The 25,072-nt window shown below is 43.5% G+C and carries 18 protein-coding genes; 6 read left to right on the top strand and 12 right to left on the bottom strand.

What is annotated here, in order from left to right; translation table 11 throughout:
• The first annotated feature begins 140 nt into the window (after positions 1-140).
• The 5 genes from F597_RS0105405 (at position 141) to F597_RS0105385 (ending at position 5,855) form a co-directional block, all read left to right on the top strand.
• Positions 141-1,472: a KamA family radical SAM protein gene (locus F597_RS0105405; protein WP_019538702.1), complete on the top strand. Its 1,332-nt coding sequence runs from the start codon at positions 141-143 to the stop codon at positions 1,470-1,472.
• A gap of 126 nt (positions 1,473-1,598) precedes the next feature.
• On the top strand, positions 1,599-2,363 hold the full coding sequence (locus F597_RS0105400) for a ParA family protein (RefSeq protein ID WP_019538701.1): 765 nt from the start codon (positions 1,599-1,601) through the stop codon (positions 2,361-2,363).
• A gap of 25 nt (positions 2,364-2,388) precedes the next feature.
• The gene (locus tag F597_RS0105395; RefSeq protein ID WP_019538700.1) at positions 2,389-3,297 is read left to right on the top strand and encodes a ParB/RepB/Spo0J family partition protein; all 909 of its coding nucleotides are present in this window, start codon (positions 2,389-2,391) and stop codon (positions 3,295-3,297) included.
• Between the two features lie 6 nt (positions 3,298-3,303).
• Positions 3,304-4,071, top strand: a complete 768-nt coding sequence (locus F597_RS20205; RefSeq protein WP_139224034.1) for a DUF5683 domain-containing protein — start codon at positions 3,304-3,306, stop codon at positions 4,069-4,071.
• Positions 4,072-4,118: 47 nt separating this feature from the next.
• On the top strand, positions 4,119-5,855 hold the full coding sequence (locus F597_RS0105385) for a lytic transglycosylase domain-containing protein (protein WP_019538698.1): 1,737 nt from the start codon (positions 4,119-4,121) through the stop codon (positions 5,853-5,855).
• Between the two features lie 3 nt (positions 5,856-5,858).
• On the opposite strand, the gene F597_RS21505 is transcribed toward F597_RS0105385, so the two are convergent.
• Positions 5,859-8,129 (bottom strand): trypsin-like serine protease, encoded by a 2,271-nt coding sequence (locus F597_RS21505; RefSeq protein WP_019538697.1) that lies wholly within the window; start codon positions 8,127-8,129, stop codon positions 5,859-5,861.
• Between the two features lie 149 nt (positions 8,130-8,278).
• Between F597_RS21505 and F597_RS0105375 the strand changes: the two genes are divergently transcribed.
• Positions 8,279-9,031, top strand: coding sequence for a TIGR02757 family protein (locus F597_RS0105375; protein ID WP_019538696.1), 753 nt, complete (start codon positions 8,279-8,281; stop codon positions 9,029-9,031).
• 45 nt (positions 9,032-9,076) lie between these two features.
• Here the strand turns inward: F597_RS0105375 and F597_RS20195 are convergent, their stop codons facing one another.
• From F597_RS20195 to F597_RS0105320, 11 genes are all read right to left on the bottom strand, one after another.
• Positions 9,077-10,159, bottom strand: coding sequence for an AI-2E family transporter (locus tag F597_RS20195; protein ID WP_019538695.1), 1,083 nt, complete (start codon positions 10,157-10,159; stop codon positions 9,077-9,079).
• Positions 10,159-11,272 (bottom strand): peptide chain release factor 2 gene (gene prfB, locus F597_RS0105365; RefSeq protein WP_139224035.1). Its coding sequence is split into 2 segments (ribosomal slippage): positions 10,159-11,208 and positions 11,210-11,272, totalling 1,113 coding nucleotides; the frame shifts between segments, so codons are not numbered across the junction. Before prfB ends, F597_RS20195 begins: the two co-directional genes overlap by 1 nt.
• 165 nt (positions 11,273-11,437) lie before the next feature.
• Positions 11,438-12,409, bottom strand: coding sequence for a C40 family peptidase (locus tag F597_RS21500; protein ID WP_169337965.1), 972 nt, complete (start codon positions 12,407-12,409; stop codon positions 11,438-11,440).
• A gap of 131 nt (positions 12,410-12,540) precedes the next feature.
• Positions 12,541-13,146 (bottom strand): HAD family hydrolase, encoded by a 606-nt coding sequence (locus tag F597_RS0105355; protein ID WP_019538692.1) that lies wholly within the window; start codon positions 13,144-13,146, stop codon positions 12,541-12,543.
• A gap of 205 nt (positions 13,147-13,351) precedes the next feature.
• Positions 13,352-14,407, bottom strand: a complete 1,056-nt coding sequence (locus tag F597_RS0105350; RefSeq protein ID WP_019538691.1) for a glycoside hydrolase family 5 protein — start codon at positions 14,405-14,407, stop codon at positions 13,352-13,354.
• 40 nt (positions 14,408-14,447) lie between these two features.
• Complete coding sequence (locus F597_RS0105345; RefSeq protein WP_157278966.1) at positions 14,448-15,773, bottom strand: glycosyl hydrolase; 1,326 nt, start codon at positions 15,771-15,773, stop codon at positions 14,448-14,450.
• A 109-nt stretch (positions 15,774-15,882) separates the two neighbouring features.
• Positions 15,883-19,056, bottom strand: coding sequence for a UvrD-helicase domain-containing protein (locus F597_RS0105340; RefSeq protein WP_019538689.1), 3,174 nt, complete (start codon positions 19,054-19,056; stop codon positions 15,883-15,885).
• Between the two features lie 20 nt (positions 19,057-19,076).
• Positions 19,077-19,454: a hypothetical protein gene (locus tag F597_RS0105335; RefSeq protein WP_019538688.1), complete on the bottom strand. Its 378-nt coding sequence runs from the start codon at positions 19,452-19,454 to the stop codon at positions 19,077-19,079.
• 137 nt (positions 19,455-19,591) lie between these two features.
• Positions 19,592-21,802 (bottom strand): alpha-galactosidase, encoded by a 2,211-nt coding sequence (locus tag F597_RS0105330; protein ID WP_019538687.1) that lies wholly within the window; start codon positions 21,800-21,802, stop codon positions 19,592-19,594.
• Between the two features lie 98 nt (positions 21,803-21,900).
• Entirely contained in the window at positions 21,901-22,887 is a 987-nt protein-coding gene (locus F597_RS0105325) for a glycoside hydrolase family 43 protein (protein ID WP_019538686.1), read from the bottom strand.
• 213 nt (positions 22,888-23,100) lie between these two features.
• Positions 23,101-25,062: a RagB/SusD family nutrient uptake outer membrane protein gene (locus F597_RS0105320; protein WP_019538685.1), complete on the bottom strand. Its 1,962-nt coding sequence runs from the start codon at positions 25,060-25,062 to the stop codon at positions 23,101-23,103.
• Positions 25,063-25,072: the final 10 nt, after the last annotated feature.

Raw genomic sequence — 25,072 nt, 5'->3', positions numbered from 1 at the left:
AATGTATTAATTCGGTTGTCTTTTTGATACTTTTGTCTTATTTTTGTTTATCTCGAACTGCAATCTAAACCCTCATTTCCCGATACTCGGGTTCTTATTCACTTCCTGTAGTTCATCAAATAAAACATAATTCAATTGATATGGAAAATAAAAAGTATAGAAATTTCATTTTGCGTAACTATAATGATCTGCCCCAACTGAGTGCCCTGTCCGATCAGGAACGGGAGGCCATTGGAGTGGTGGGTCGGGTACTGCCTTTTAAGGCGAACAACTATGTGGTGGAAGAGTTGATCGACTGGAGTAATGTACCGGAAGATCCTATCTTCACGCTGACTTTTCCCCGGGAAGAGATGCTATCGAAAACCCATTATGCGCAGGTGAAAAAATTGATCGATGCAAATGATGAGGCAGGATTGAAGCAGAAAGTTTATGATATCAGGATGAAGCTGAATCCCAATCCGGCGGGGCAGGAACATAATGTACCGATGATAGACGGGATAAAATTGCACGGTGTGCAACATAAATACCGTGAGACGGTACTCTTCTTTCCCAGTCAGGGGCAGACATGCCATGCTTATTGTACTTTCTGTTTCCGCTGGCCGCAGTTCTCCGGCATGAATGAGCTGAAATTTGCGATGAAAGAGGCAGATCTGCTCCATAAATATTTGTTGAAGCATCCCAAGGTGTCGGATGTCCTTTTTACAGGGGGCGATCCGCTTACAGCGAAAGCAAGTATCATGTCGGCCTATATCGAACCGCTACTGACAAAGGAATTTTCACATATCCGTAATATCCGTATAGGGTCTAAGACATTGGCTTACTGGCCTTACCGGTTCCTGACAGACAAAGATGCCGATGACATGTTACGCTTATTCGAGAAGGTGAAGAAAGCAGGAAAGCACCTTGCTTTTCAGGGACATTTCAATCATCCGGTAGAGCTCTCTACCGATGCGGTGAAACAGGCTATTGAGAGGATACTTAATACCGGTGCGCAGATCAGAACCCAATCACCTTTGTTGCGTCATATTAACGATGATCCGAAGGTGTGGGCAAATATGTGGAAAGAGCAGGTCAGGCAGGGACTGATCCCTTATTATATGTTTGTTGCACGGGATACAGGTTCCAAAACTTTTTTCGAAGTGCCGCTTGAGAAAGCATGGAATGTTTTCAGGAAGGCTTATCGTAATGTGAGCGGTATCTGTCGGACTGTCCGCGGCCCCAGTATGAGCGCTAATCCCGGAAAAATACAGGTGTTGGGTGTGACAGAAGTGAGAGGGGAGAAGGTGTTTGTGCTTCGCTTCCTTCAGTGCCGTAATCCTAATTTAGTGGATATTCCTTTTTTTGCCCAATACGATAAAAAGGCGACCTGGTTCGATGAACTCAAGCCGGCTTTCGGAGAAGAAGAGTTTTTCTTTCAGAAAGATAACCTGTTGGGTAAGTATGAAAAAGAACTCGATTTTATATGGGAATAGATACCCGGTTTCCTGTATGGATTGTCTTGGTTTTTCCTATTTATCAACAAAAAAAACAATGTTTTAAATAATTAACATAGAGTTAACTGATTTATTACTTATTTTGTTGCCTGTAAATAGAATAATATGGGAAGAATCATTGCTCTGGCAAATCAGAAGGGAGGAGTGGGCAAGACCACGACCACGATTAATCTTGCGGCATCACTTGCTGCGTTGGAAAAAAAGGTATTGGTGGTAGATGCCGACCCGCAGGCAAATGCCTCCTCCGGTTTGGGTATTGATATTAAAAAAGCTGCAAATACTATTTATGAAGGGTTGATCGGTAAATGTACCCCCGCAGAGGCGGTGCAACATACTCCATTTGAAAATATCGATATTATCTCGTCCCATATCAATCTGGTAGGTGCGGAACTGGAGATGGTGCAGATGGAGAACAGGGAGAAAAGGCTCAGGGATCTTTTGTATCCGGTAAGAGGCCAGTATGATTTTATCCTGATCGATTGCTCGCCTTCATTAGGTATCATTACGGTCAATGCGCTTACTGCTGCCGATTCGGTATTGATACCCGTACAATGCGAATATTTTGCCCTTGAAGGGTTGAGTAAACTGCTGAATACGATAAAAATCATCAAATCGAAACTGAATACCAAGCTTGAGATAGAGGGTTTTGTACTCACTATGTATGACTCTCGTCTGCGTCTTCATAATCAGATATACGAAGAGGTGAAACATCATTTCAAAGAGTTGGTATTCACTACGGTTATTCAGCGCAATATTACACTCAGCGAATCACAGAGCCATGCCAAGCCGGCGCTTATGTACGATGCCGGTTCCCGCGGGGCGACAAATCATATACAGCTGGCACAGGAGTTGATTGAAAAAGTTCACTAACTTTGTACCCTTTATGGTATAGACTATGGCGAAAAAGAATGCATTAGGACGAGGACTGGATGCGTTGATCACCTTCAACGACGGTGAAACACAAGGCTCTTCTTCCATTAGTGAGGTGGAGCTCGATAAAATTATTCCTAACCCTGACCAACCCCGTAGGGTATTCGACGAGGAAGCATTACGGGAACTGTCCGTTTCCATTAAATCAATTGGTGTTATCCAACCTGTCACATTAAGGAAGCTGGAAGACGACACTTATCAGATTATTGCAGGTGAGCGTCGTTACCGTGCCTCTCAAATGGCGGGATTGTCTACTATCCCGGCTTATATTAAAACGGCTGACAACGATGAGATGATGGAAATGGCGCTGATTGAGAATATTCAGCGTGAAGATCTCAACTCTATAGAAATCGCCCTGGCATACCAGAATCTCATCGATACCCTTTCCCTAACACAGGAACAGTTGAGCGAAAGAGTGGGTAAGAAGCGTGCGACTGTCACCAATTATCTGCGCCTGTTGAAGCTTCCGGCGGAAGTACAGATGGGAGTAAAAAACAAAAAAATTGACATGGGGCATGCGCGTGCATTGATCACCATGAATGATCCGGTGGCCCAACTCTCCCTCTACAACCTGATCCTCGAAGAAGGGTTGTCGGTGCGGAAAGTGGAGTCAATGGTGAAAGATTATGACGAAGGAACGTCTACTCAGCAACTAAAAGATGCCGGTAGCCGTAAGCCCAAAACCGGGAAATCAACTTCGAGACAACAATCGCCAGACGATTTTGATGCGTTAAAACAACATCTTTCTGCCTATTTCCAGACCGATGTGCAGTTCAGTTATAACAAACGTGGCAAGGGTAAGATTACGATCCCTTTCGATTCTCCGGAAGACCTGGAACGTATTATCGTTATGTTTGATAAAATGCAAAAATAATTGCTGATGATGAATGTGGCTGGAATCCTTACTTGTTTGTCGATCCTTTTTTGCGCAGTGGATATCCAGGCGCAGAATCATTCACGAGAACAGCCACTGGATAGTGTTCCCGTGTTAGTAGGAGATTCGCTTCTCCAGCAGGTACCCGACTCCGTTTCCGTTGATCTCAAAAATGGAAAGGAGGTAGCAGGGAAGCAGGATTCCGTCCGGACAAAAACAGGCAGCCCACTCATTGAAATAACTTCCGATAAATTTTTTGCACCGTCCTATATGTTTAGCCCTTCTCCACGGAAAGCGGTTATCTACTCGGCTGTCTTTCCGGGTTTAGGACAGATTTACAACCGTAAATACTGGAAATTACCTATCCTGTACGGAGGTTTTGTGGGATTGACGTATGCTATTACCTGGAATAACGGTTACTATCGGGACTATTTGGGTGCATATCAGGATATTATGGATGATAATCCCGAAACCAACCGCTGGCACAATATGTTGCCTTACGGGCAAGATCCGGAAACAGTAGATACACAGTGGTTCACAGGGGTATTGCAGCAAAGGAAAGATCATTACCGCTATTACAGGGATCTGAGTATTATCGGTACGGTGGCTGTCTATTTGGCTGCTATTGTAGATGCGTATGTAGATGCGCAGTTGTTTGATTTTGATATGAGTCCCGATTTATCCATGCGTATGACCCCTGTTATCATCAGGGAAGAAAGGACTCATAGCCTGGGAAGCTCCTCCTACGGAGTACAATGGAGTTTTAATTTTTAACAATTAAAGAACAAGGCTCATCCCTTCCGGATGGGCAATTTATTGGTATGAAGAGGACTATTTTAATTGGATTGATAACTATATGGACCGTATTGGGGCTTATAGCTCAGAATACTCCGCCGGAAAATTCACCGGAGACTCTGTCTACCAGTGCGGATACCATTCAGGATAATGCAATTGTTTATCCGGAAAGTATGACGGAAAAACTAAGTGACCTGTTACGTAATTGGCAACTCGATCTGTCGAATGCAGAGATTGATTGTAAAAGGGGACAGAATGTGGTCTTTCATGACTCAGTCTATATTAAAAAACTTCATAATTTACCCTCGGAGATGGAGCTCTCATTCAATAGTGTGGTGAAGAATTACATAGAGATGTATGCCGTACGAAAAAGAGAGCAGGTGAGTTATATGCTGGCGTTGGGCGACTACTACTTTCCGATGTTTGAGCAAGCGTTGGACAGACACGGACTTCCGTTGGAACTAAAATATCTGCCTGTAATTGAATCAGCGCTCAATCCTGTAGCTGTGTCCCGTGTCGGGGCTACGGGGTTGTGGCAGTTTATGCTACGCACGGGAAAAGGCTACGGATTGGAGGTAAACAGCCTCGTGGATGAAAGGCGCGATCCATATAAATCGACTGATGCCGCCGTACGTTACCTCAAAGATCTGTATGCTATTTATAGGGACTGGAACTTAGTAATTGCGGCCTATAACTGTGGACCGGGGAATGTGAACAAGGCGATTGCCCGGAGCGGAGGTAAACGCGATTATTGGGAAATCTACTATCGTCTGCCGCGAGAAACAAGAGGATATGTACCCGCCTTTATCGCTGCCAACTATATTATGAATTACTATGCAGATCATAACATCTGCCCTGCACACTCTTCATCCCTGACAGCTGCGCTCGATACGGTACAGGTGAATGAGAGGATACATCTGGAGCAAATTGCAGGAGTACTGGATATCCCATTGGGCGAGTTACAGCGGTTGAACCCCCAATTCAAACGGGATGTGATACCGGGTGATTTTAGAGCGCATGCGTTGGTGCTGCCTACGGAAAAGATGTATGCATTTATTGATAAAAACGATACCATTATTAATTATGATAAGGAGCGGTATTTTACGCACAGGGCTAATACCGACGGTTTTCTGGATGGTTCGGTTTCATCGGTATCGGGAAATACAACCAATGTCTATTATCGGGTAAAAAAAGGGGATAATCTTTCGACTATTGCCAGAAGGCATGGTACGACTGTTGACTTGATCAAATCCTGGAACGGCCTGCGTTCCAATAAAATTAATATAGGAAAACAACTGGTCGTGGGGAAAAAAGCAGTGGCACCCCAGGCAACAACAGAGAAACAACTGGCACAAGCCGTTACTGACAATCCCGATGGAAAAATCCAGACAGTCAATCAGTATTATCGGGTCAGAAAAGGTGATACACTCGGAGATATCGCACGGAAAAACGGTATCCAGGTGGCACAGCTTCAATCATGGAATGGATTGAACTCTTCCCGGATCGGCATCGGAGATCAGTTGATTGTCGGGAAGCAAGTAGTGCCTGCCCCTCAGGAGCCGGAATCCGAAAAGGGTGACTACAATCGTGCCGAAACAGCAGCAGGTGGAGGTAATATTATTTCGTCTTACCTGAGAGATCAAATTGAAAAAGTGGAACAAAATAAGGGGCCGGATGAACAGGAAACTGCCTCGGAAGTCGAAGCAGAGATATCTATGGAGTCGGAGGAAGAGAGCACAGAAACAACAACATCATCTCCGTAGTAATTATATCACTAATACTTTTTTTGTGGAGACAGTGCCGTCAACGGTTCTGACCCTTACTATATAAACTCCTTTTGGGAGATGGGCCGATGAGTATGAGCCTCTGTTCATACTTATATCGGTGGTCTCATGATGGATTTTTATTCCCGATGAATAGAAGATTTCCCATTCGACTATATCGTAGTTCGATTCGATAAATATCCGTTTCACTTCATTAGAATGGTAGACCACCAGTTTGGGTTGTTCTTTTTCCGGTTCTACCGATGTGGAAGTATTACCGATTACGTAGGGTGCGATCAGTAAAGTGGTATTGACGGGATTTTCAATGTTTTCCGATGATTTTACCCATCCCGACAGGTTTTTCATCCATGCCGTGGAAACAAGCCCCGACCCGATTTTTCTGGGTTCTGCGCTGAATGCCGAAAAACCGGAAGATATCCCGTTAGCATCATAATAGGAGATATAAAATGTTCCGGAAACGGCCACAGGGTTGTTAAACCGGATATAGTTCTCCAGACTGTAGCCCATATTGCGGGTTGTTGAGTTGAATCCGGAATTATCGTAGTATTCAAAACTATAATTGTAGGGCTGTTCGTAAAGGAGCCGTTCAGGACCGTTTTCTCCGGAATAAACCCTTATTCTGATGTTCATATTCGAAATACTGTTGACAGAAGGAGAAGAGATAAAGACTCCCCGTAACTCTGCATTATCCCTGGCATAAAACTGCTCAGCAAATTCCGTATATCCAAAAGTATTGTTTGTTGCGAATAATGGTACCTGTTGAAAAAGGTATCTCACCGCCTCGTCTTCCGGTTTAAAATTATGGCTTTTAGTGAAGGGTTGTTGTGCATAGGGGTTGAAACCTCCCAATTGCATAACTTGTGATTCCTCCGGATCAAGATAATGGCTGATCGGGTTCGGGTTGTCGAGTGACCCCGGCACATCCCAGAATTTGGAGAGAGAGGCATAAGAATCCGGACCTCTGGGCGATGAACACATCGACGCCCCTCCGGTAAGCGTACCCAATACCCTTTTTTCCCTGTCGATGAGTGGCGAACCCGAGGATCCCCCTTCGGTGGCTCCGGTATCCCATGCCCCTACTTCCCAAAAGGAGTTGGGTTCTGCCTGGTAATTATTGGGAAGAGTAAATGAACCGAGGCGTAGCCGGTCTTCGTCTATTGCTACTTTCTTGATCCCTCCGTTGGGGTGATGTAAGCCGTGAAACGGTGCTGAGGGAGAAGAGCCGGCATTCCATCCCAGATAATAGGGTTGGTATTCTGCCGGAGGGATCTCTTTCAATCTGAGCAGGGAGATATCATGCCTTTCGCTGATCAGTACCGAATCGGCCGAAGCCATGGTCATCTGTAACGGGCCGCGGATATCGATATCGCACAACGGTGAATTGTAATTGAAAAAGGCGACGATACTGCCGGCAACGATGTCATATCTTCTGTTGGCCAGGAAGCTGGGGTTGTAATTGCTATTCAGGCAGTGGGTGGCAGTCAGCAGGTAGGGTGTACTATCTTCTGCCGTATTATTCACAAGAGAGCCGGTACAATAGGTTGTTCCGTTGATGATCAGTCCCACTACGCCGCTTCCGGGTTGGATATCCTCCGGGTAGCAAATCAGGTTAGGATGGCAATCCTGCTGCGGATCTCTCATCTCAGTGGCCCTGAAGAAGATCCCCAGAAAATCGTGATTTACTTCACCTATCTCGACCTCACCGTTGAATACCGCATCCAGCGGTTCCTGATATTCCACGATTAATTCATCGCCCCCGACAGGCTGTACGGGAAGCATGTTTAGTTCTGTATTGTTTTTTTCGGTATATGAACCTAAGATCTCCGACTGGTCGGAGTTATACACGAACAATTGTGCCCCCGGGGGTAACCTGAATTTTGAAAAAAGAATATTCAATGAGTAAGCACCTTTTGAACGAATCCCCACACGCCACACCTTCATATTGCCGGTAACAAAGCCAATACCTGAATTGTCGGGACGAAGGAACGGATGAAATTTGTGGGCAAACTCTAAGCTTTTGAGGTTTGCCTGATCCTGCTGGGACTGCCGTAATGCTGCCGTCACGTTGAATGACGGCATCTCTACGAAGATATCTGTGGCCGGTTCTATAGATCTTGCCCCCATCCCGGCGTAAAGCGGAAGGGGTTTACCTCCGTAACTGATCTGCCCCGAAACCGTATGGAAGAGGAAACAGAAAACAAATAGAAGACTGCTCTTCAGTATAGGCTGGAAAGAGTAGGGTACACTTCTCATGAATAGGAATTAATTTCAATGTTTTATTTCTTCTTTTGTAATTGAAGAAATAATTGCAAATGTAAGGTTTTTTAAGGAATAGGCGTAATTTTGTACTAAATTATTTGTGTAAGAAAGTGGAGTAAGTAACCGGAATGATATTTAATCGTATGAAGAGTTTTTTGGATGAGAAAGTAGATCGATATAACAATATTTCATTTATTGAAAATGATCCGATATCTGTTCCTCACCTGTTTTCCGGCAGACAAGACCGTGAAATCATGGGTTTCTTTGCTGCTATACTGGCGTGGGGACAACGAAAAACGATTATCGCCAAATGCGGTGAACTGGTGCAACGGTTCGGGGGCGAGCCTTACCGTTTTATTATGGAGCATAGCGATGACGATCTGAAAAGTCTGCTCGGCTTTACACATCGTACCTTTAACGATACTGACCTGCTCTATTTTGTGGATTTCCTGCATCGGCATTACTCACGTTATCCTACATTAGAGGATGCATTTCTGGATGGAGGTGTTTTCCGCTCGGTAGAAGATTCGCTGATCCGGTTTGAACAACTTTTTTTTGATTTTCCCGACGCTCCGCATCGTACCCGAAAGCATGTGGCGACTCCCTTTCGCAACTCAGCCTGCAAGAGGATCAATATGTTTCTGCGCTGGATGGTGAGAAGTGATGACAGAGGTGTGGATTTTGGTATCTGGAAACGTATTCCACAGAGTACACTGATCTGTCCTATCGATCTGCATGTGGACAGGGCGGCACGTCGCCTGGAGTTAATCTCCAGGAAACAGACCGATTGGAAAACAGCCCTTGAGCTTACTGAAAATCTTCGACTTCTGGATCCTTCTGATCCGGTGAAATATGATTTTGCCCTTTTCGGTTTATCGTTGGAAAACAGTTGGTAGGGTGCAGGAAAGAATGCCGGATTATGGCAGGTTAAAATGTACAGACTACTTTGCCTGTTTTCTTCGGAAAAGGATTCCCCCTTTTCCATTTTCCTTCGTGGTAATACGGGGTTGTGCAGTCGAACCGGGAATGAAATCGTGACGATACATATTGAAAAAGAGCAATAGCAAGGAGATCAGCAATGGTCCGAAAATAATACCCCAGAATCCAAACATCGCAAGCCCCATGATCACTCCGAAAAAAGTAATCAGCGGGTGAATATTGGCCAGCCTTTTTTGCAGTACAAACCGGAGGATGGTATCGGATCCCCCGATGATGAGCAGCCCATAGCAAAGCAGTAGTATCCCTCTTGCTATATCACCCTGTGCCAATGCCGAGATACCGATCGGCACCCATACCAGTGAAGTGCCTACTACAGGTATGATGGTGGTACAAGCTACCAACACGGCATATACAAGCGGATTGCTTACGCCAAAGGAGAGGTATCCTACATAAGCCAGTATTCCCTGCGTAATAGCAACCATCGGTATACCAATGGCATTTGCCTGGATAATCGACTTTGTCTCTTCCCGGAGAATCTGTTTGTTCTCCTGACTGAATGGGAGCATCTCGTTACTGGCCTTTTCTAATGGTTGATAGCTCACCAGCATGAAATAGAGCAGGAAGATGGCGATAATACCGTTAATGACCATCGAGCTCAGTCCTGAGACAAGTGCCTGCATGATGGTAGATCCGGCCCGGGGCACAAAGGAGAGATTTTCCGGGGTGAACAGGGTGATCCCGATACGCTCTTCAATACTATCAGAGAATTCTCTCATGGTCCTCATGATCTGTGCGGGATCTATACTTATTCCCGAGATAGTGTCGGCTGCAAGAAGTCCGAATCCTGTGAGAGGGATCAGGATAAATATAGTGGTTCCCAGCACAATGACCGATGCGCTCAATCCTTTTCTCCAGTTATATTTTTCTACCAGTTTCACCATCATCCCTTTCAGAAGTATAAAAAGGGTGAAAGCACCGAAAAAGCCTCCCAGATAGGGCTGCAGCTCTTTGAAAATGATAATTGACAAGAGCAGGATCAACCCTAAAAGGACAAAACGATGATATCGGTTCTTTTCGTCTGGCATTATGCTTCGCCTCCAAATTCCATTAGATAGGCTTTGATAAACTCATCCAGATCACCGTCCATTACACCTGTTACATCTGATGTCTGGTAGTTGGTACGGTGGTCTTTTACACGGCGGTCATCGAATACATAACTGCGGATCTGGGATCCCCATTCGATCTTTTTTTTACCTGCTTCAATGGCTGCCTGCGCTGCACGGCGTTTCTCCAGTTCTATCTCGTAAAGCTGAGACTTAAGCAAACGCAGGGCGTTTTCGCGATTACCCATTTGTGAACGGCTCTCGGTATTCTCAATCACTATTTCCTGTTCTTCGCCCGTATCAGGATCTTTATACTGGTAGTGCAGGCGCACACCTGTCTCCACCTTATTTACATTCTGTCCACCTGCTCCTGACGAACGGAAAGTGTCCCAACTCAGGTTGGCAGGATTCACTTCTATCTCAATGGAGTCGTCAACCAACGGTACGACAAACACCGAAGCAAACGAAGTCATCCGTTTCCCCTGCGCATTGAAAGGGGATACGCGTACCAGCCTGTGCACGCCGTTCTCGCTTTTCAGGAATCCGTAAGCCAGATCGCCCTCCACCTGCAGGGTCGCAGTCTTAATGCCGGCATCATCGCCATCCTGCCAGTTGGTGACGGTGGTTTTATAGTTCTTGCTCTCGCACCAGCGCTGATACATGCGGAAGAGCATCGAAGCCCAGTCCTGGCTCTCCGTCCCGCCTGCACCAGCGTTGATCTTTAGTACTGCGCCTAATTGATCCTCCTCACGACGGAGCATGTTTTTCAACTCCAGTTCTTCGATCAGTTGAAGTGCATGCGTGTAATTGGCATCCACCTCCTCTTCCGACACAATTCCTTCCTTGGCGAAGTCGAATGCTAACTGTAATTCTTCAGTTGCGGACTTTACCTCCTGGTATGCATTGATCCAGTATTTTAATTCACGCACCACCTTCATCTGTTGTTCAGCCGCTTTGGCGTCATTCCAGAAATCGGGCGATTGGGTGCGTAGTTCTTCTTCTTCTAATTGGATACGCTTTGCATCGACGTCAAAGATACCCCCTCAGCGCGTTCTCGCGCTCCAACACATCTTTTAGTTGGTCTGTCGTTATCATATTATATTTTTTATATTATACTTTTCTTTGTTCTTCGTCAACTTTCCGGCATAAAGAAAGAATTGACTTTGTAAGGAGCGACAAAAATACACAAAAGATGCCGAAATACCATTAAGATAAGGAAATTCAAATACGGAAGGATGGCTTTATGGTATGTTATTCAGGTTAATTAGTATAGACGAGTAAGGTCTCTCCGGGTTTTAATACCGTTTTCAGTTGTGGGTTCCATGCTTTCAATTGCTCTACGGTACATCCGTATATCCGGGAGATTGAGTAGAGTGTTTCACCCATTTGTACTGTATGGTTTTTAGGAGGGGAGGAGATTATAGTATTCTCTTCTTCTCTCAGCACCATGTCGCTTTTTGTCCGCCGAAGAGTGTCTTTTCCCTGCCCTTTCCCGTTCGTAGTGGATTGGTGATGTGTGAGGGGCGGATTTTTCTGCGGATCGGTCTGTACAAGAATAATAGATCCGTTCGCCGAATGACCTTCCCTTTGTCCGGTGGTTACAGTAGATTCCACTGTTTCGCGGAGAGCTACTTCCGGAATATTTGGTTGTACCGGTTCTTTATTTGTCGTGACAAGTTGTTTTTTACTGGCGGGAGGATTACGTCGTGTCACATAAGATGCATTTTCCTCCAGGACTCTCCCTCCGCGTAAATAGCGGGATGCGTAATATGGTTCAGTAGAGGAAGATATGATCACTCCACTGGTGGTAGAAGAATGTATAAATTTAAATTGTCCGTTGGAAAATGCTTCCGTCACTATTCCCACATGTCCGACTCTTCCGTTTCTTCTGTTTCCTTCAAAAAAGACAAGGTCCCCTTTCCTGAGATCTTCCCTTCTGGCGATAGTGGGGATTTGCCTGTCTTGTCCCGCTGAACTGGGATCTAATCTGTATCCGAATTTTCTGAATACAAAGGAGGTGTAACCTGAACAATCGAAAGAGTTAGGCCCTTTTCCTGCAAACCGGTAAGGTTTGCCGAGGTATTGCCTTCCATATTGAATGATATCGTCTTGTAAAGTTGTGGATGTTTTGCTACTGGAGACAGTGGTTCTTCCCGCACCGCAGGAGGCCAGGATAAAAGTTATGATTGCAAGAGAAACGACTTTTAACCAGCCGTTATTCCTGTATGCCATAGGAAATACACTGTATAGTAACATATATAGACCGCAAAAATAGGTAAAATCGTTGTTGTAGCGAGTATACTTCTTATTTTTTAACAACAAGACGTGCGGGTGGGAGGAAAGAATACATCAGGCTAAATATATTACAGGATAGCTCTCGCTTTCAACACTTCCTCCAGATTTACCCCATCCACTATATGGATCGTTTGGAATCCCAGCTGTTGTGCGGTCTCGATGTTCGTATAATTGTCATCGATAAACAGAGATTCCCCGGCTTGCATCCCATAACGTTCCAGCAAAATACGATAGAGTTGCGGATCGGGCTTTATTATCTTTTCCGCACCTGAAACAACCATCCCATCCAGATCCTTGAAAAAATTGTAGCGTTCCATGGCAATAGGGATCGTTTCAGCCGACCAATTGGTAAGCCCGTATACGTTGTATTTCTCTTTCAGCGGTTTAATCAGTTTTACATTCTCTTCGATAATGCCTCCCAGCATCTCATCCCATCGACCGTAATACATCGCTATTTCTTTACGATACTCAGGGTATTGTTCCTGTAAGACTCTGGTGCCCTCTGCCAGGGAGCGCCCTGCATCTTGTAGCACATTCCATTCATAGCGACATATATGTTCCAGGAAATGATTCATATCCTCTTCTTTATCAAAGATTTCCCGGTAGAGATAGATGGGATTCCAATCGATCAGTACCCCACCGAAGTCAAAGACAATATTCTTTAATGGTTTCATACGATAATATTTAATTTTTTTACACTATGGTCGTATGGAACTCGCTTTTAATCATGTTCACTGAAGTTAGTCGTTTTGAGTCGCCTTCGCTCCTCGATTTTCAATTCTACGCTCAACATAGTAAAAACAAGTTTTTCCTCTGTATTCGCTTATCGAAAACGTTCTTGTGTAAGACCAATTCTCATGCTCGTTTCATTATTATTTTTTAAATAGGATTTTTAAGCAGGGCGTCTACCAATTCGGTACGATATGTACCTGTTTTCGGATCAAAGATACCGAAACTTCCATTCCATTCCCAGTATGCCCAACTGAACCCCTGTTGTTCGACCCAACGCGCCAGATATTGTGTCCATCGGATTCGGGAATCCATATCGGCTCGTGAAAATGCCCCGAATTCTCCGATATGGACGGGAATATTTTTCTCTTTGGCTATCTGCTTTGCCAACCTGAAATCTTCCTGTATCGCTTTACGTTCGTCTTCCGTATCGCGCCAGGTAGTTCCCAGCCACGCTTCGGAGCCTTCCACCCACTCTGCAGCCTGATGGGTAAATTGGAAAGGATTATAATAATGGATAGTAAGGATAAGGTTCGGATCGTCGGGGATGTCGAGCTTTTGTAATGCATTGACTCCGCCCCATTCGGCTACACCCAATAGCACACAGCGCCTGGGATTGCTTTCACGGATCACCTGCAAGGCATCTTTTGAATAGTTGTTCCATAGATCGGCAGTCAGATTATCATGCGGTTCATTCATAATCTCGAAGAGCAAGCTGTCGGGATACTCTTTGAAATAATCAGCAATCTGTTGCCATTGCGACAGGAAACATTCTTTCTGTCCTGCCGGATCAGCATAGAGCGCGTCATGATGGTGCATGTTGATAATGATATGCAGCCTGTTTCTCAATGCTTCATCCACAACCGATTGAATGGTTTTCATAAACTCGGGATAAATAGTATATGGGCTGGAAGATATACTCCGGTCTTCCCTTTCCCATCGGATAGGGATTCGCACATGGCTGAAGCCGAGATCGGCTATGCGTTGCAAATCCTGTGAGTCGAAGGGCGATTGCCATGAAGGCATTGCTTCGAAGGTATTGCCGATATTCATTCCCCGGCCCAGCCGTTTGTTTATTTCATGGGCTGTCGCCCATGATGGTTCTTTTTCCGCATCGTGATTCTCCGATCCTTTGGAATCGGCGTTAGTGCAATTCAACAGCACAAATAAAAGCACCGGAAAGAGAGATGTGTAAATCTTTTTCATTTTAAAAAAATAGAATTTTATATTGGTATCTCAAAGATATTTATTTTTCTATTTCAATAATCAGAGGATGATTTGTGAGTAATAACGGCAAACTATTTGCTTTATTCAATATTTTAATTGGTAAAATACCTACAGTGGGATTGTATATTTTTACCGTTTTTTGTTGTTTACCGAACTTCACGGTAACACTGTCCGTTCCCCCCGCAAATCGTTCACCCCACAACACAAGATAAAAATGTCCATCGCTTTTTTGTAACAATAAATCATGTGTGGTATCAGGTTGATCGGGGATAGTATAATCCAATACACCTGATTTTGAAACAGATTTATTATCCGCTAAAATCGTTGTAAAATTATGTAGATAATGAGCGGCTTGCTTAGGTTGATTATCCAGCGTATAAAAAGCGAATGCTTCATGATCCGGTTCATTTGCCCGCCCCTTTAATAAGTAAATGGCCGTATGTTTCCAACCACGTTTATATTGAGATAAATATAAATTTAAATACAAACGGGCTTGAATTTCTTCTGTTACTCCTTCTTTTTCATTCATGGCATATCCTGTTTCCGTAGTAACGCGAGGCAAAGTTTTTAATTTATCTTCCGGATAACCGGGGAATTTTTTCGCCCAGGTCAAACCATAATTGGCATATAATCCGTCAACAGGGCAATCTTTCGTGGGCGAAGCACTTAGCCATGTTTGATTATCGTGTAAGCCGGACCAACTCGGATGCACTATGTAATTGTGACAATTAGCATAATCGGCATATTGCGTTCCGGCAGGCATCAGTGTATTTGCACTTTCGGGAATAATTAAAAATTGTAATCCTGTATTATCCGTTTGCGCACCACTTTCACTGATTGCCCAAACAGGATAATCTTTTAAAATAGAATCTTCTTTCACGGCCTTATAAAGATCCCTGTGCAAATTGGCGATAGGTATCCATGAATTTCTTCCGCCACCTTTTTCACCCTGATAGGTTATTTCCCAATTATTTGGCTCATTCGCGCCTTCGATGGCAAGCAAAGCGCCTGCCTCTGCCAATTGCCTCGACTCTGTAATAAGTCTATCAATATTATTCCCTCCGCTGAGTAATCCAAAACTTAAAAGCACATTTGTTTGGCGGTGCAACCGGATAAAATCTTCAACCGGTACATCGTCTTCATAGCCTACACGCAACCATCTCAGTCCGGTATATTTTACATTTTCAATAGTTTCGTTCAAATTCTCGCCTCTCCGTGAAACAGATGAACAAGCTCCTAGGCTGTTTAAAAAATCATTGGCGCTCATTGCTTTTGTTCCTTTTGCCTCAACTCCTGCACACAAAAGAGTAAATAAAGAGAATAAAATGAATATTTTTTGTTTCATACGATCTGCATTATCGTCACTTCTTATTATTTCCAAAAATAATGGAATTATATTATTTCACAAAATTTTTCACTTCGAAAAGGCTTAAGGATAGTTTTATAAATTAATACTAAAATAACCGTAACTGCTCAGGTTTGGGCTTCGGAGGTTTCTTTTCTATGGTTTCCGTGAAGGAAACGGGTATTTCTCCAACGAATCTTGACAGGATCTTATTTCCTGTTCGGTTGAAATTTTTTCTCGTTAAAGAATTTGTAATAAACAAATGATCTTTGGCACGGGTAAGGGCTACATAAAAAAGTCTTCTTTCTTCTTCGATATCAATATTATTTCTCAGTAAAGGAGTGACTCCTTCTTCGGCTCCTGCAATGAATACAACCGGATACTCGAGCCCTTTGGAAGCGTGAAAGGTTAACAGGCTTACCGCATCGGTTTTCAGGCGTGCCACATCGGTATAGGTATCCAGTAAAATCTTATGCAGAAATTGTTCCAGATCTTCTTCGTATTCCCTGGCGATATAAAGAATGGTTTCTTTCCGGATGATTCCCGTATCATCCAGGGTTTCATCAGGGATAAATTTTTCAAAAACAAATGACACAGCGTCGGTTGCTCCTTGCTTTGCAAAAATTTCTTTTCCTTTATTTCCGAAAATAGAAACAAAACGCGCTTCTTCCGGATGCGATAAAAGAAATTCCTGTCTCTCTTCTTTGTTCATGTTGAAACCATGCCTGAGTATACTGTCTAAGGCAATCATATCTCTCGGATAGAGATACAGTTTTATTACATCGGTTATGAGATGGAACGGATAGGTTTCCAGAAAAGAGGATGCGTCACCAAAACGTACCGGTGTGCCCGATTGTTTAAATGAGGTAAGCAAAGCCTTGCCTACGGCACGGGTACGAAACAGCACCGCCATATCAGAGAAACCGTATTGACCATCCTGATGGGTATTATCCCCGATCAGATTGTGGAATCCCCCGACCAGTTTCTCAATTTCTCCGGCGATAAAGGTCGCTTCTTTATATTCGTTGTCCGCACTGAAGAGGTGGATTTTTTCCTTGCCGGGTTTATGGGCAACCGGTCGGATATCCTTACGCAACATATTGTTACGGATAAGACTACTGGCCGAATCCACAATAAAACCGGAAGAACGGTAGTTCCGCTGAAGTGAGATTTCTTTTGCACCGAAATCCTTACTGAATTGAAAGAACAATCTTACATCCGATCCGCGGAAACCGTAAATACTTTGGTCCGGGTCACCAATTGCCAGGATGTTTTTATCTTTCGCCAACAGTTTTAAAAATTCATATTGCAGGGGATTGATATCCTGCAGTTCATCGACGGCAATATAATGATAACGGTTCCGGAGAGTCTCCAGCCACTTTGGTTCCGTGCGCCACAACCTGACGACTGCACCGATAATATCGGCCAGATCGATTCCACCGTTTTGCAGCATAAAACTTTGATATGGCGCAGCGATTTCCTTTAACTCATCGGCATCTTCCGGACAGTTTTCCTCAAAATATTCCTTTAGTTTGGTTGACAGGCTTTTCAGCGTCTTTTCTTCTTTTTCCGGGAAAAGCATACCTAGGACGATTTCACGGCTTTCATCGTCGTAGACCGTATGCAGGTTTTCATAACGTTCCTGCAATATGGTAAAACACAGCGAGTGGAAGGTACCCAGCGTAATTCCTCTTGATGCTTCTTTCAGAAGGATAAACAGGCGGTCTTTCATTTGCTCGGCGGCCTTATTTGTAAAAGTAACAGCCAGTATTTCCTCCGGAAGTGCCTTTCTTTTTTGGATACAATGGGCGATCCAACTGATCAGTGTTTTGGTCTTTCCTGTACCAGGCCCTGCCGTAACCAATACGGCTCCTTCTGCTTCACAGGCAACCTGTTGTTCCGTATTTAAGGGAGTATCGGTGGGTTCTGTCAGACCGGGTAAGGGTGTTTTTTTCGTAATTTCCGTATCCCTGCTTTCTCGCCTGGCGGTTTTAGTTATATCAGCCCCTCCAAAGAGATTCATCTGGCCTGTAAGCCGTTCGATTTCCCCTTCTTTAAAAATTTTAATGATACCGTATTCTCCGTCATACCCGCCCTGGGGATATACTTTCCGTGCACGCATCCGTTGAATGGCTTCAGCCAGCAACATGCCTGCCTGTTTTTTGATATCTTCGACCGGAACCTCTCTCAGCAGGGTAAACTCATTGCCGAACAAAGATATGGCCTGCTGAAAAAACCGGTTTACCACATTGCCGGAAGAGGAAGCATTTTTGATTTCGGCAAGTATTTCGGGCAGGGGGATGATATAATGAAAATCCGGTGCTCCTTCAGGCTGCTGCGGCTGTCTGCGGTCAGACAATTCGAAGACACGGTGCAGGACACCTATCGTAAGTGGCCGTCCGCATTTTGGACAAATATTCTTGTGCCGGATACTTTCTGTCGGTTCAAAGCAGACATTGCACTTGCGATGTCCATCCATATGGTATTTGCCTTCTTCGGGAAAAAACTCATAGGTGCCGAGGAATCCTTTCCTTGTTTTGAGTGCATCGAACAAGGCGTAGTAGCTTTGTTCGGTATCGAACAAATTGGCTTCACGTCCGAGTTTTTGCGGAGAATGGGCGTCTGAATTGGATACCAGCGTATATTTATCAAGCATGCTCAACCGCCAGTTCATTTCCGGGTCGGAAGATAAGCCGGTTTCGAGGGCAAAGATATGGGGGGACAAATCGCCGAAACATTCTTCTATTGTATCGGAACCCGATTTTGAGCCGAAGAGGGAAAACCAGGGTGTCCAGATATGAGCCGGAATAAGATGGGCGTCATCGGAAGTTTCCAGCACGATCTCCAGCAGGTTGCGCGAAGGCAACCCCAATATGGGTCTCCCGTCTGCTTCCAGATTCCCGATTTGCGCCAACTTCGCATTAATGCGGGCGACTGTTTCAAAATCCGGGGCATATACACAGTTATGATTTTTGTACACCTTATCTCCCTGCTTATAAATGGAGCTTATCTCGGAAGTAAGGCAAAACCGTACGTCAATATCCTTGCATTTGAATCCGTCGACCTCTTTTTTCGGGGGATTTTTCAGACGGAACAAACCTGTTCCGTCCGGCTCCAGCTTTTCTTTTATCTCTTTAAACCAGAGGGGGTGCGTAAAGTCTCCCGTGCCTACCACATGAATGCCTTTGATACGCGCCCACTGGAAAAGCGATTCAAGATTCAGTTCCTTGCTGGTAGCACGAGAATAATGAGAATGAAGATGAAGATCGGCAATATAAAACATAGGCGATGATCCTAATAAGGCTACTGTTTGGACTCTTGTTTACGGGTAAATTGAATCGGCAGCTTGCCCATGGAGGTATCAGCTGTTCCTTTCACCTTGTTTTTCTCTTTCCAGATCACTACTTTCACATTTTCTCCCGCATATACTGTCGTTGTCAGTTTTCCGTCGGCTTCTTTCAACTCCTGATTCTTTACATTCAGTTGTGAACCTGTAATATCAGCCACGCACTTGCCTTCAACTTGTTTTATTGTTACCTGATAATCCTGATAACCATACGGCGCATCGGCCACTTTCGCTGTCCATGTACCTTGTACAGATTTTGTCAAATCGCTTGCATAAACTGTTGTATACAGGCTTAATAATAATACTGCTGATAATAAAACACCGATTTTTTTCATTTTGTACGTATTTTTTTGTTTAATTAGTTGAAAAACAAAAGTCACGCAATATGCTGTGGCGTAAAGATACAAAAATGTAATTTTATGATTTGCATAATCCCATCTTTTTTGTCCTTATAATTGGTTGATATATATATTTAAAGAACTTCATCCAACAAGAAGACAGCACTATCGAACTGGGTTGAGATATTAATTTCGATACCTGCATTCATTAAAAACTCTCCTTTGAAGACCTTGTCGTTACCCCAAAATGAGGATCTTCCACGATTATTAATTTCCTTTATTCGATAAGATTTATCGGGATGGAGTCCTTGTAAATGAATACGGGGAACAACTCCACGATTATTGATTTCGGTACAAAATGCGAACATTACAGCATTCTTAGCATCTTTGCTTACATACATCTGGGCAGCATAATTGTTCCCGGGATCGTAAGGCGAAATAAGGCGGTACAAATCTCCTTTTGTGACAAGAGGTCTTACGTATGCCTTATAATCACGAATTGCCTGTTGGGCAAAATCCCAGTCCTCGCCAACGATGTCTTTGGGTTGCAATTCAAGTCCTAACCGACCGGTCATTGCCACGTCAAAACGGAATTTTAACGGAGTAATACGCCCTGTCTGGTGGTTCGGGTTGGTGGAAACGTGGGCCGCGGTGGCTACCGGAGGGTAGATCAGATTGGTGGAATATTGTATATACAAACGTTTGAGCGGATCTGTATTGTCCGATGTCCAGAATTCATCATGATAGGGTAGTGAACCGTAGTCAACACGCCCACCACCCGAAGCGCATACCTGAAATATAAGATCGGGATATTTTTCCCTGATTTTCTCATAAATACTGTATAACCCTTTTGTATATTCTATCCAAAAATGGGTTTGTCTTTCTGCGTTTAAATAGGTCGATCCGACTTGTTCAACATGTCTGTTGGCATCCCATTTAATATAGGAAATTCCCTTATTTTCCGTTAAGAGATTATCTACCATTTCCCAGATAAAATCCTGCACTTCAGGATTGGTCAAATCCAACAGTAACTGATTCCTTAATGTTATTTTATCACGTCCCGGACTCTGCACGATCCAATCGGGATGTTTTTCAGCAAGCTCGCTTTTCGGATTAACCATTTCGGGCTCGATCCATATGCCAAATCTTATTCCTTTCCTTTCCGCATGGTTGATCAGGTATTGCAATCCGTTCGGTAGTTTTTTCTTGTTTACCTGCCAATCCCCCAATCCTGCGTTATCGCCGTTACGGGGATATTTATTCCCGAACCATCCGTCATCCAGTACGAACATTTCTACCCCCATACGGGCAGCATCGTCTATCATATCGATAATGGTCTGTTCCGTGAAATTAAAATAGGCTCCTTCCCAACTATTCAACACTACGGGACGCTCTTCGTAACCTTTGTGCAATGCATACGTACGGCTCCAATTATGGAAATTACGTGATATAAGGCCTTGTCCTTCCCTGCTGTATGTATAGATCATTTTAGGAGTCTCATAAGATTCTCCCGTTTCAAGCGTGTAGTCCGATAAATAAGGATTTATGCCGGCCAGAATATTTAAATGGTCTAATTCGTCCAATTCAAACGACAATTTATAATTCCCCGACCATGCCAATGCCCCTCCGTAACAAATTCCTGCATTCTCTTCAACGGGATGGTTTAAAGATAGGATGAAAGACGGATTCTCGGTTTGGGTAGTCCGTACTCCTTTTTTCGATTCAATACTCTTTATACCGTATTCGAGTTTCTCCTCCACGCGGTTTACTTCTCCTGCCCATGCCCCGTTGAAATGCGTCAGGTAATAGCTGCCGGCTTTCAGATTAAGGAATGAGGAATATATATTTTTCAGTTGTATACTGCCTTTTTCGTCGTTTTTTATCCTGACCCATTGGGCGATTACGTCTTCTTTATGGTATGACTCAAAATGGAGATATACGTTCAGGTCATACACCCTGTCTTTGAGGCTGATAATTGTATGCGTAATATTTTCATCCTTTTTTATCACCTCTGTGTTCGTATATACCAATTCCGTGATGAGACTGCCATCGGAATGAATCACGCTCAAAGCCGGTTCATTTACATAACCCAGGCCGTTTGTGGGGTAGGTTTCATAACTCAGATCACGGTTTGTGTCGGCTTTTCCGTAGCTTTTTACATTTGCAAATACGGATTCGTCATTCAATTTTTTTCCGTAGTAACGAAATGTCAATCTACCGGTTTCACTTACCGTGAAGATCAATGCAGTATTGTCTGTGTTTATCGAACAAACTTTATTCTCCTGAGAAAATATAAGTTGAGATGTCAAAAAGAGTATTATAGTATAGATAATTCTATTTTTCATTATGATTAAAACTATTTATTCCTATATAAGATATATCCTGCAGTGAAGAACTACAAAATTAAGATAACTATTAAAATTAATTATGCTAGTTTTATATGCTAATCAGGTATCATAACTTTTCCGTTATTGATGTAAACCTGCTTAATAACAGGTCTTTCTGTATTACTGTTAGGTGCATGATATGAAATCATCAAACGCCCCTTAATATCGTTAAACAGCATGGCATGGCCTCCATCATCATCATTCAATGGTTCGGCTTCCTGTGTCCATGGACCTAATAAGTTCCCTGATTGTGAGGTTGCTTGCCCGATGGCATATTTTCCGTCCTTGCGGAAACTCGACCACAACATAATCAATTGCCCATTGTCCAATGTATGAATGAAAGGTGCATCCGTAACTTTTCCGGTAGTATTTCCCGAAGAAATATCACCAACCCATGGGGCTTCCGATGCTTTAAACAACACTTTGGGTTCGCCTACGGTTTCCGTGAGGTCTTCTTTGAGCTGTTGGGCAACTACCTCCCCGTCTCCTGCTTCGAGCCATTCATGGCAGTATATTATCCATGGGGTTTTATCTTTATCGACATACAGCGCCCCGTCGAGACTCATCCATTCCGATGGTGTAACCGCCCTGTTTACCACAGGAGTAAAAGGACCTTCGGGTTTGTCGGCAACCAAAACGGATGTCCCTCGTTTGATATTCGGTGCGCTTAAAGTGATAAACATGTAATATTTGTGTTGATAGTGATATACGTCGGGTGCCCAGAAATCAGATTTTCCCCAGAAATCACTGCTTGGGTTAAAAGCGATTCCCATATCTTTCCACATGGTCAGGTCTTTACTTTTGTAAACTCTGACTTTTTTATTCCCATTCACATGCATGTAATATACCTGATTTTCCCTGTCCACCAATATGAATGGATCGCGAACATGCATCTCATTTACCCGGAGGTCATAGATCTCCTCCGGTTCGGGTGTCGGCGTAGGATTGTCAGGATTGGGATCTTTCTCGTTCTCACAACCTTGTATAAAGATAGTGTTTGTAAAAAAGAAGAATAAAAGGAACGAATTAAATGCTTTTTTCATTGTTGTATCTTTTTTGTTGATTTTTTATAAGATAATTATGTGATACTCTTTGTTTTGTTTCTAAATAACCTGTCCTTAGAGTAAATAATTATATTTAATTATTGCGGAATATCTTAAATAAGAAGCAAACAGCTTCTCCATATCAGTAACTTTTAGTAGAGGGTGTATTAAACAAATTCTCATTTTTAGCACACCCTCTAAAATAACCTTTTGTTAATATCCCGGATTTTGTTTTATCCTCGGATTTTCAATCAGTACATGCGATGGAAGAGGGAACAGCAGGTTTTTTTCACCAAAATTGTTTCCTACTTGTTGGCCGACTTCAATATATTTATTCATACGGATGAGATCCGGTCTTCTTTTACCTTCATACCAAAATTCCCAACCTCTCTCTTTCAATATCCAATCTCTTAGGCTTTCTTTATCGGGAAAGTCAGACAGTTTGATAAGAAAATCCCCGACACCGCCTGTCACTTGTTCCTTGGCCTCAAATACAATGTCATCGATCCAGATGTCATAATTGTTTCCGGTGTTTCCCAATGCAAAGAATATTACGCAATTTCCGTCTTCTCCTGCGGGAGCTGTGTCAAAAGAAACATTTTTAACCTCACCGGCAGTCAAAGGAATAATCTCTGTGTGAGATAACGGTCCTTCGGAACGGAAATCAAGATTCATGTTTTGACTGGATTTAACCTTGAACCTGACTGAATAAGTCCGGTCTTTCTTTACAGGTTGGTTGTCGGCCCGTACCTGAAGAGCCCAAAATTCATTATTGGATCGTATCACGTTTATATACAACGAATTTTCACCCGATAGCACACCTGTATTATCAATAGCGTAGGTCCATGCTGCACCGTTATTTTCATCATAATTATTCATTGTGAAAAAACCGGCAGCATTCCCATTGATTTCCGTATCAAACTCCTCTTTCAAAATAATTTCAGAGGGAATGGATACTCCGGCTCCAAAGGCACGTTTTCGGATATCATTGATCAGATTGATACTTTGTTCATTAGGGCCGTTCAGTTCATTCAATGCCTCTGCCTTAAACAATAACACTTCGGCATACCTGTCCATTACTTTGTCGTTTCCGGCCCATATTCCGGATGCCTCAGGGTCTATTCCATATTTCAGGGGTAATGCACCAATGTCTCCCGTTTCTCTCAGGTTGGTTATCGATCCGCTTTTAGTCCTGTATTCAACTACAGCCAACTCGCGTCTTTTATCATTTTCGTCAAACGTATCATAAAAATCCCAGGGCATGCGATGTCCGTTCCATCCGTCGACCACATTGCCGTGAGGCGATGCAAAATCCCCGGGCAGAATATTGGCATAAGTATGATTGCCGTAATCGGCCAATGCCTCGGCACGTATGACAAATATCAACTCCCGGTTACCTTCATTCTGCGCTGAGAATATATCCGCGTAATTTTCTTCAAGTCTGTAATAATTCAAGCCGATTATCTCATTTGCTATATTCAATGCCTCCTGCCATTCTTTCTTAAACATGTGGTATTTTAGCAAATAGTGTAGAGCAGCCCCTTTGGTTATTCTGCCGTATTGACTCCATTCGACGGGCAGCATATCGGCAGCGGTTCTTAATTCTGTCCTGATGAATTCTTCCACCGATTCTGCCGAGGGTCTTTCAGGCCTATAATCAGGATCTGGATTGATGGCGCGTTCCGCTTCGATGATCATCGGCATGGGCCCGTAGAACCGGTAAAGGTCGAACATGAAAAAGGCGCGTAACGCTTTGATTTGAGAGATATATTCGTTTTTCACCTCATCACTTAACGCACATTCTTCTATTCGTGCAATGGTATATGTACAGCGTGTGATATTGGGTGCAGTCCAATCGTAAAATCTTATGGCCATTGCTTCCTGGGTTGTCCATGTTCCGTTAAGAAAATTAGTCCAGGCCCATTTTGTAGTCCATTCGTCTGTTACGGCTACATCCATAACAAAAGAACTTCCGTCGGTGAACAGATAAGGTCCCCATCCTTTTTGCCTGAGTTCGTAGTACAACGCTGTAGTGGCGGCTTCCAGATCCTGGGGAGTTTTGAATGCATCTTCGTTGGTGATGGTCCCATACAGTTGAGGGTTTAAGTCTCCTTCACATGATAAGAAGTGAAACCCTAATAATAAGATAAATATATATTTAATTTTACCTTTCATGATTCTTGGT

Source organism: Proteiniphilum acetatigenes DSM 18083 (assembly GCF_000380985.1).
Lineage (GTDB): Bacteria > Bacteroidota > Bacteroidia > Bacteroidales > Dysgonomonadaceae > Proteiniphilum > Proteiniphilum acetatigenes.
This window is presented reverse-complemented; position numbering and strand designations above follow the sequence as displayed.

Bases quoted from the DNA above. Each gene is read 5' to 3' on its own strand.
- F597_RS0105405 (WP_019538702.1), top strand. From the start codon at position 141: ATGGAAAATAAAAAGTATAGAAATTTCATTTTGCGTAACTATAATGAT.
- F597_RS0105400 (WP_019538701.1), top strand. From the start codon at position 1,599: ATGGGAAGAATCATTGCTCTGGCAAATCAGAAGGGAGGAGTGGGCAAG.
- F597_RS0105395 (WP_019538700.1), top strand. From the start codon at position 2,389: ATGGCGAAAAAGAATGCATTAGGACGAGGACTGGATGCGTTGATCACC.
- F597_RS20205 (WP_139224034.1), top strand. From the start codon at position 3,304: ATGATGAATGTGGCTGGAATCCTTACTTGTTTGTCGATCCTTTTTTGC.
- F597_RS0105385 (WP_019538698.1), top strand. From the start codon at position 4,119: ATGAAGAGGACTATTTTAATTGGATTGATAACTATATGGACCGTATTG.
- F597_RS21505 (WP_019538697.1), bottom strand. From the start codon at position 8,129: ATGAGAAGTGTACCCTACTCTTTCCAGCCTATACTGAAGAGCAGTCTT.
- F597_RS0105375 (WP_019538696.1), top strand. From the start codon at position 8,279: ATGAAGAGTTTTTTGGATGAGAAAGTAGATCGATATAACAATATTTCA.
- F597_RS20195 (WP_019538695.1), bottom strand. From the start codon at position 10,159: ATGCCAGACGAAAAGAACCGATATCATCGTTTTGTCCTTTTAGGGTTG.
- F597_RS21500 (WP_169337965.1), bottom strand. From the start codon at position 12,409: ATGGCATACAGGAATAACGGCTGGTTAAAAGTCGTTTCTCTTGCAATC.
- F597_RS0105355 (WP_019538692.1), bottom strand. From the start codon at position 13,146: ATGAAACCATTAAAGAATATTGTCTTTGACTTCGGTGGGGTACTGATC.
- F597_RS0105350 (WP_019538691.1), bottom strand. From the start codon at position 14,407: ATGAAAAAGATTTACACATCTCTCTTTCCGGTGCTTTTATTTGTGCTG.
- F597_RS0105345 (WP_157278966.1), bottom strand. From the start codon at position 15,773: ATGAAACAAAAAATATTCATTTTATTCTCTTTATTTACTCTTTTGTGT.
- F597_RS0105340 (WP_019538689.1), bottom strand. From the start codon at position 19,056: ATGTTTTATATTGCCGATCTTCATCTTCATTCTCATTATTCTCGTGCT.
- F597_RS0105335 (WP_019538688.1), bottom strand. From the start codon at position 19,454: ATGAAAAAAATCGGTGTTTTATTATCAGCAGTATTATTATTAAGCCTG.
- F597_RS0105330 (WP_019538687.1), bottom strand. From the start codon at position 21,802: ATGAAAAATAGAATTATCTATACTATAATACTCTTTTTGACATCTCAA.
- F597_RS0105325 (WP_019538686.1), bottom strand. From the start codon at position 22,887: ATGAAAAAAGCATTTAATTCGTTCCTTTTATTCTTCTTTTTTACAAAC.
- F597_RS0105320 (WP_019538685.1), bottom strand. From the start codon at position 25,062: ATGAAAGGTAAAATTAAATATATATTTATCTTATTATTAGGGTTTCAC.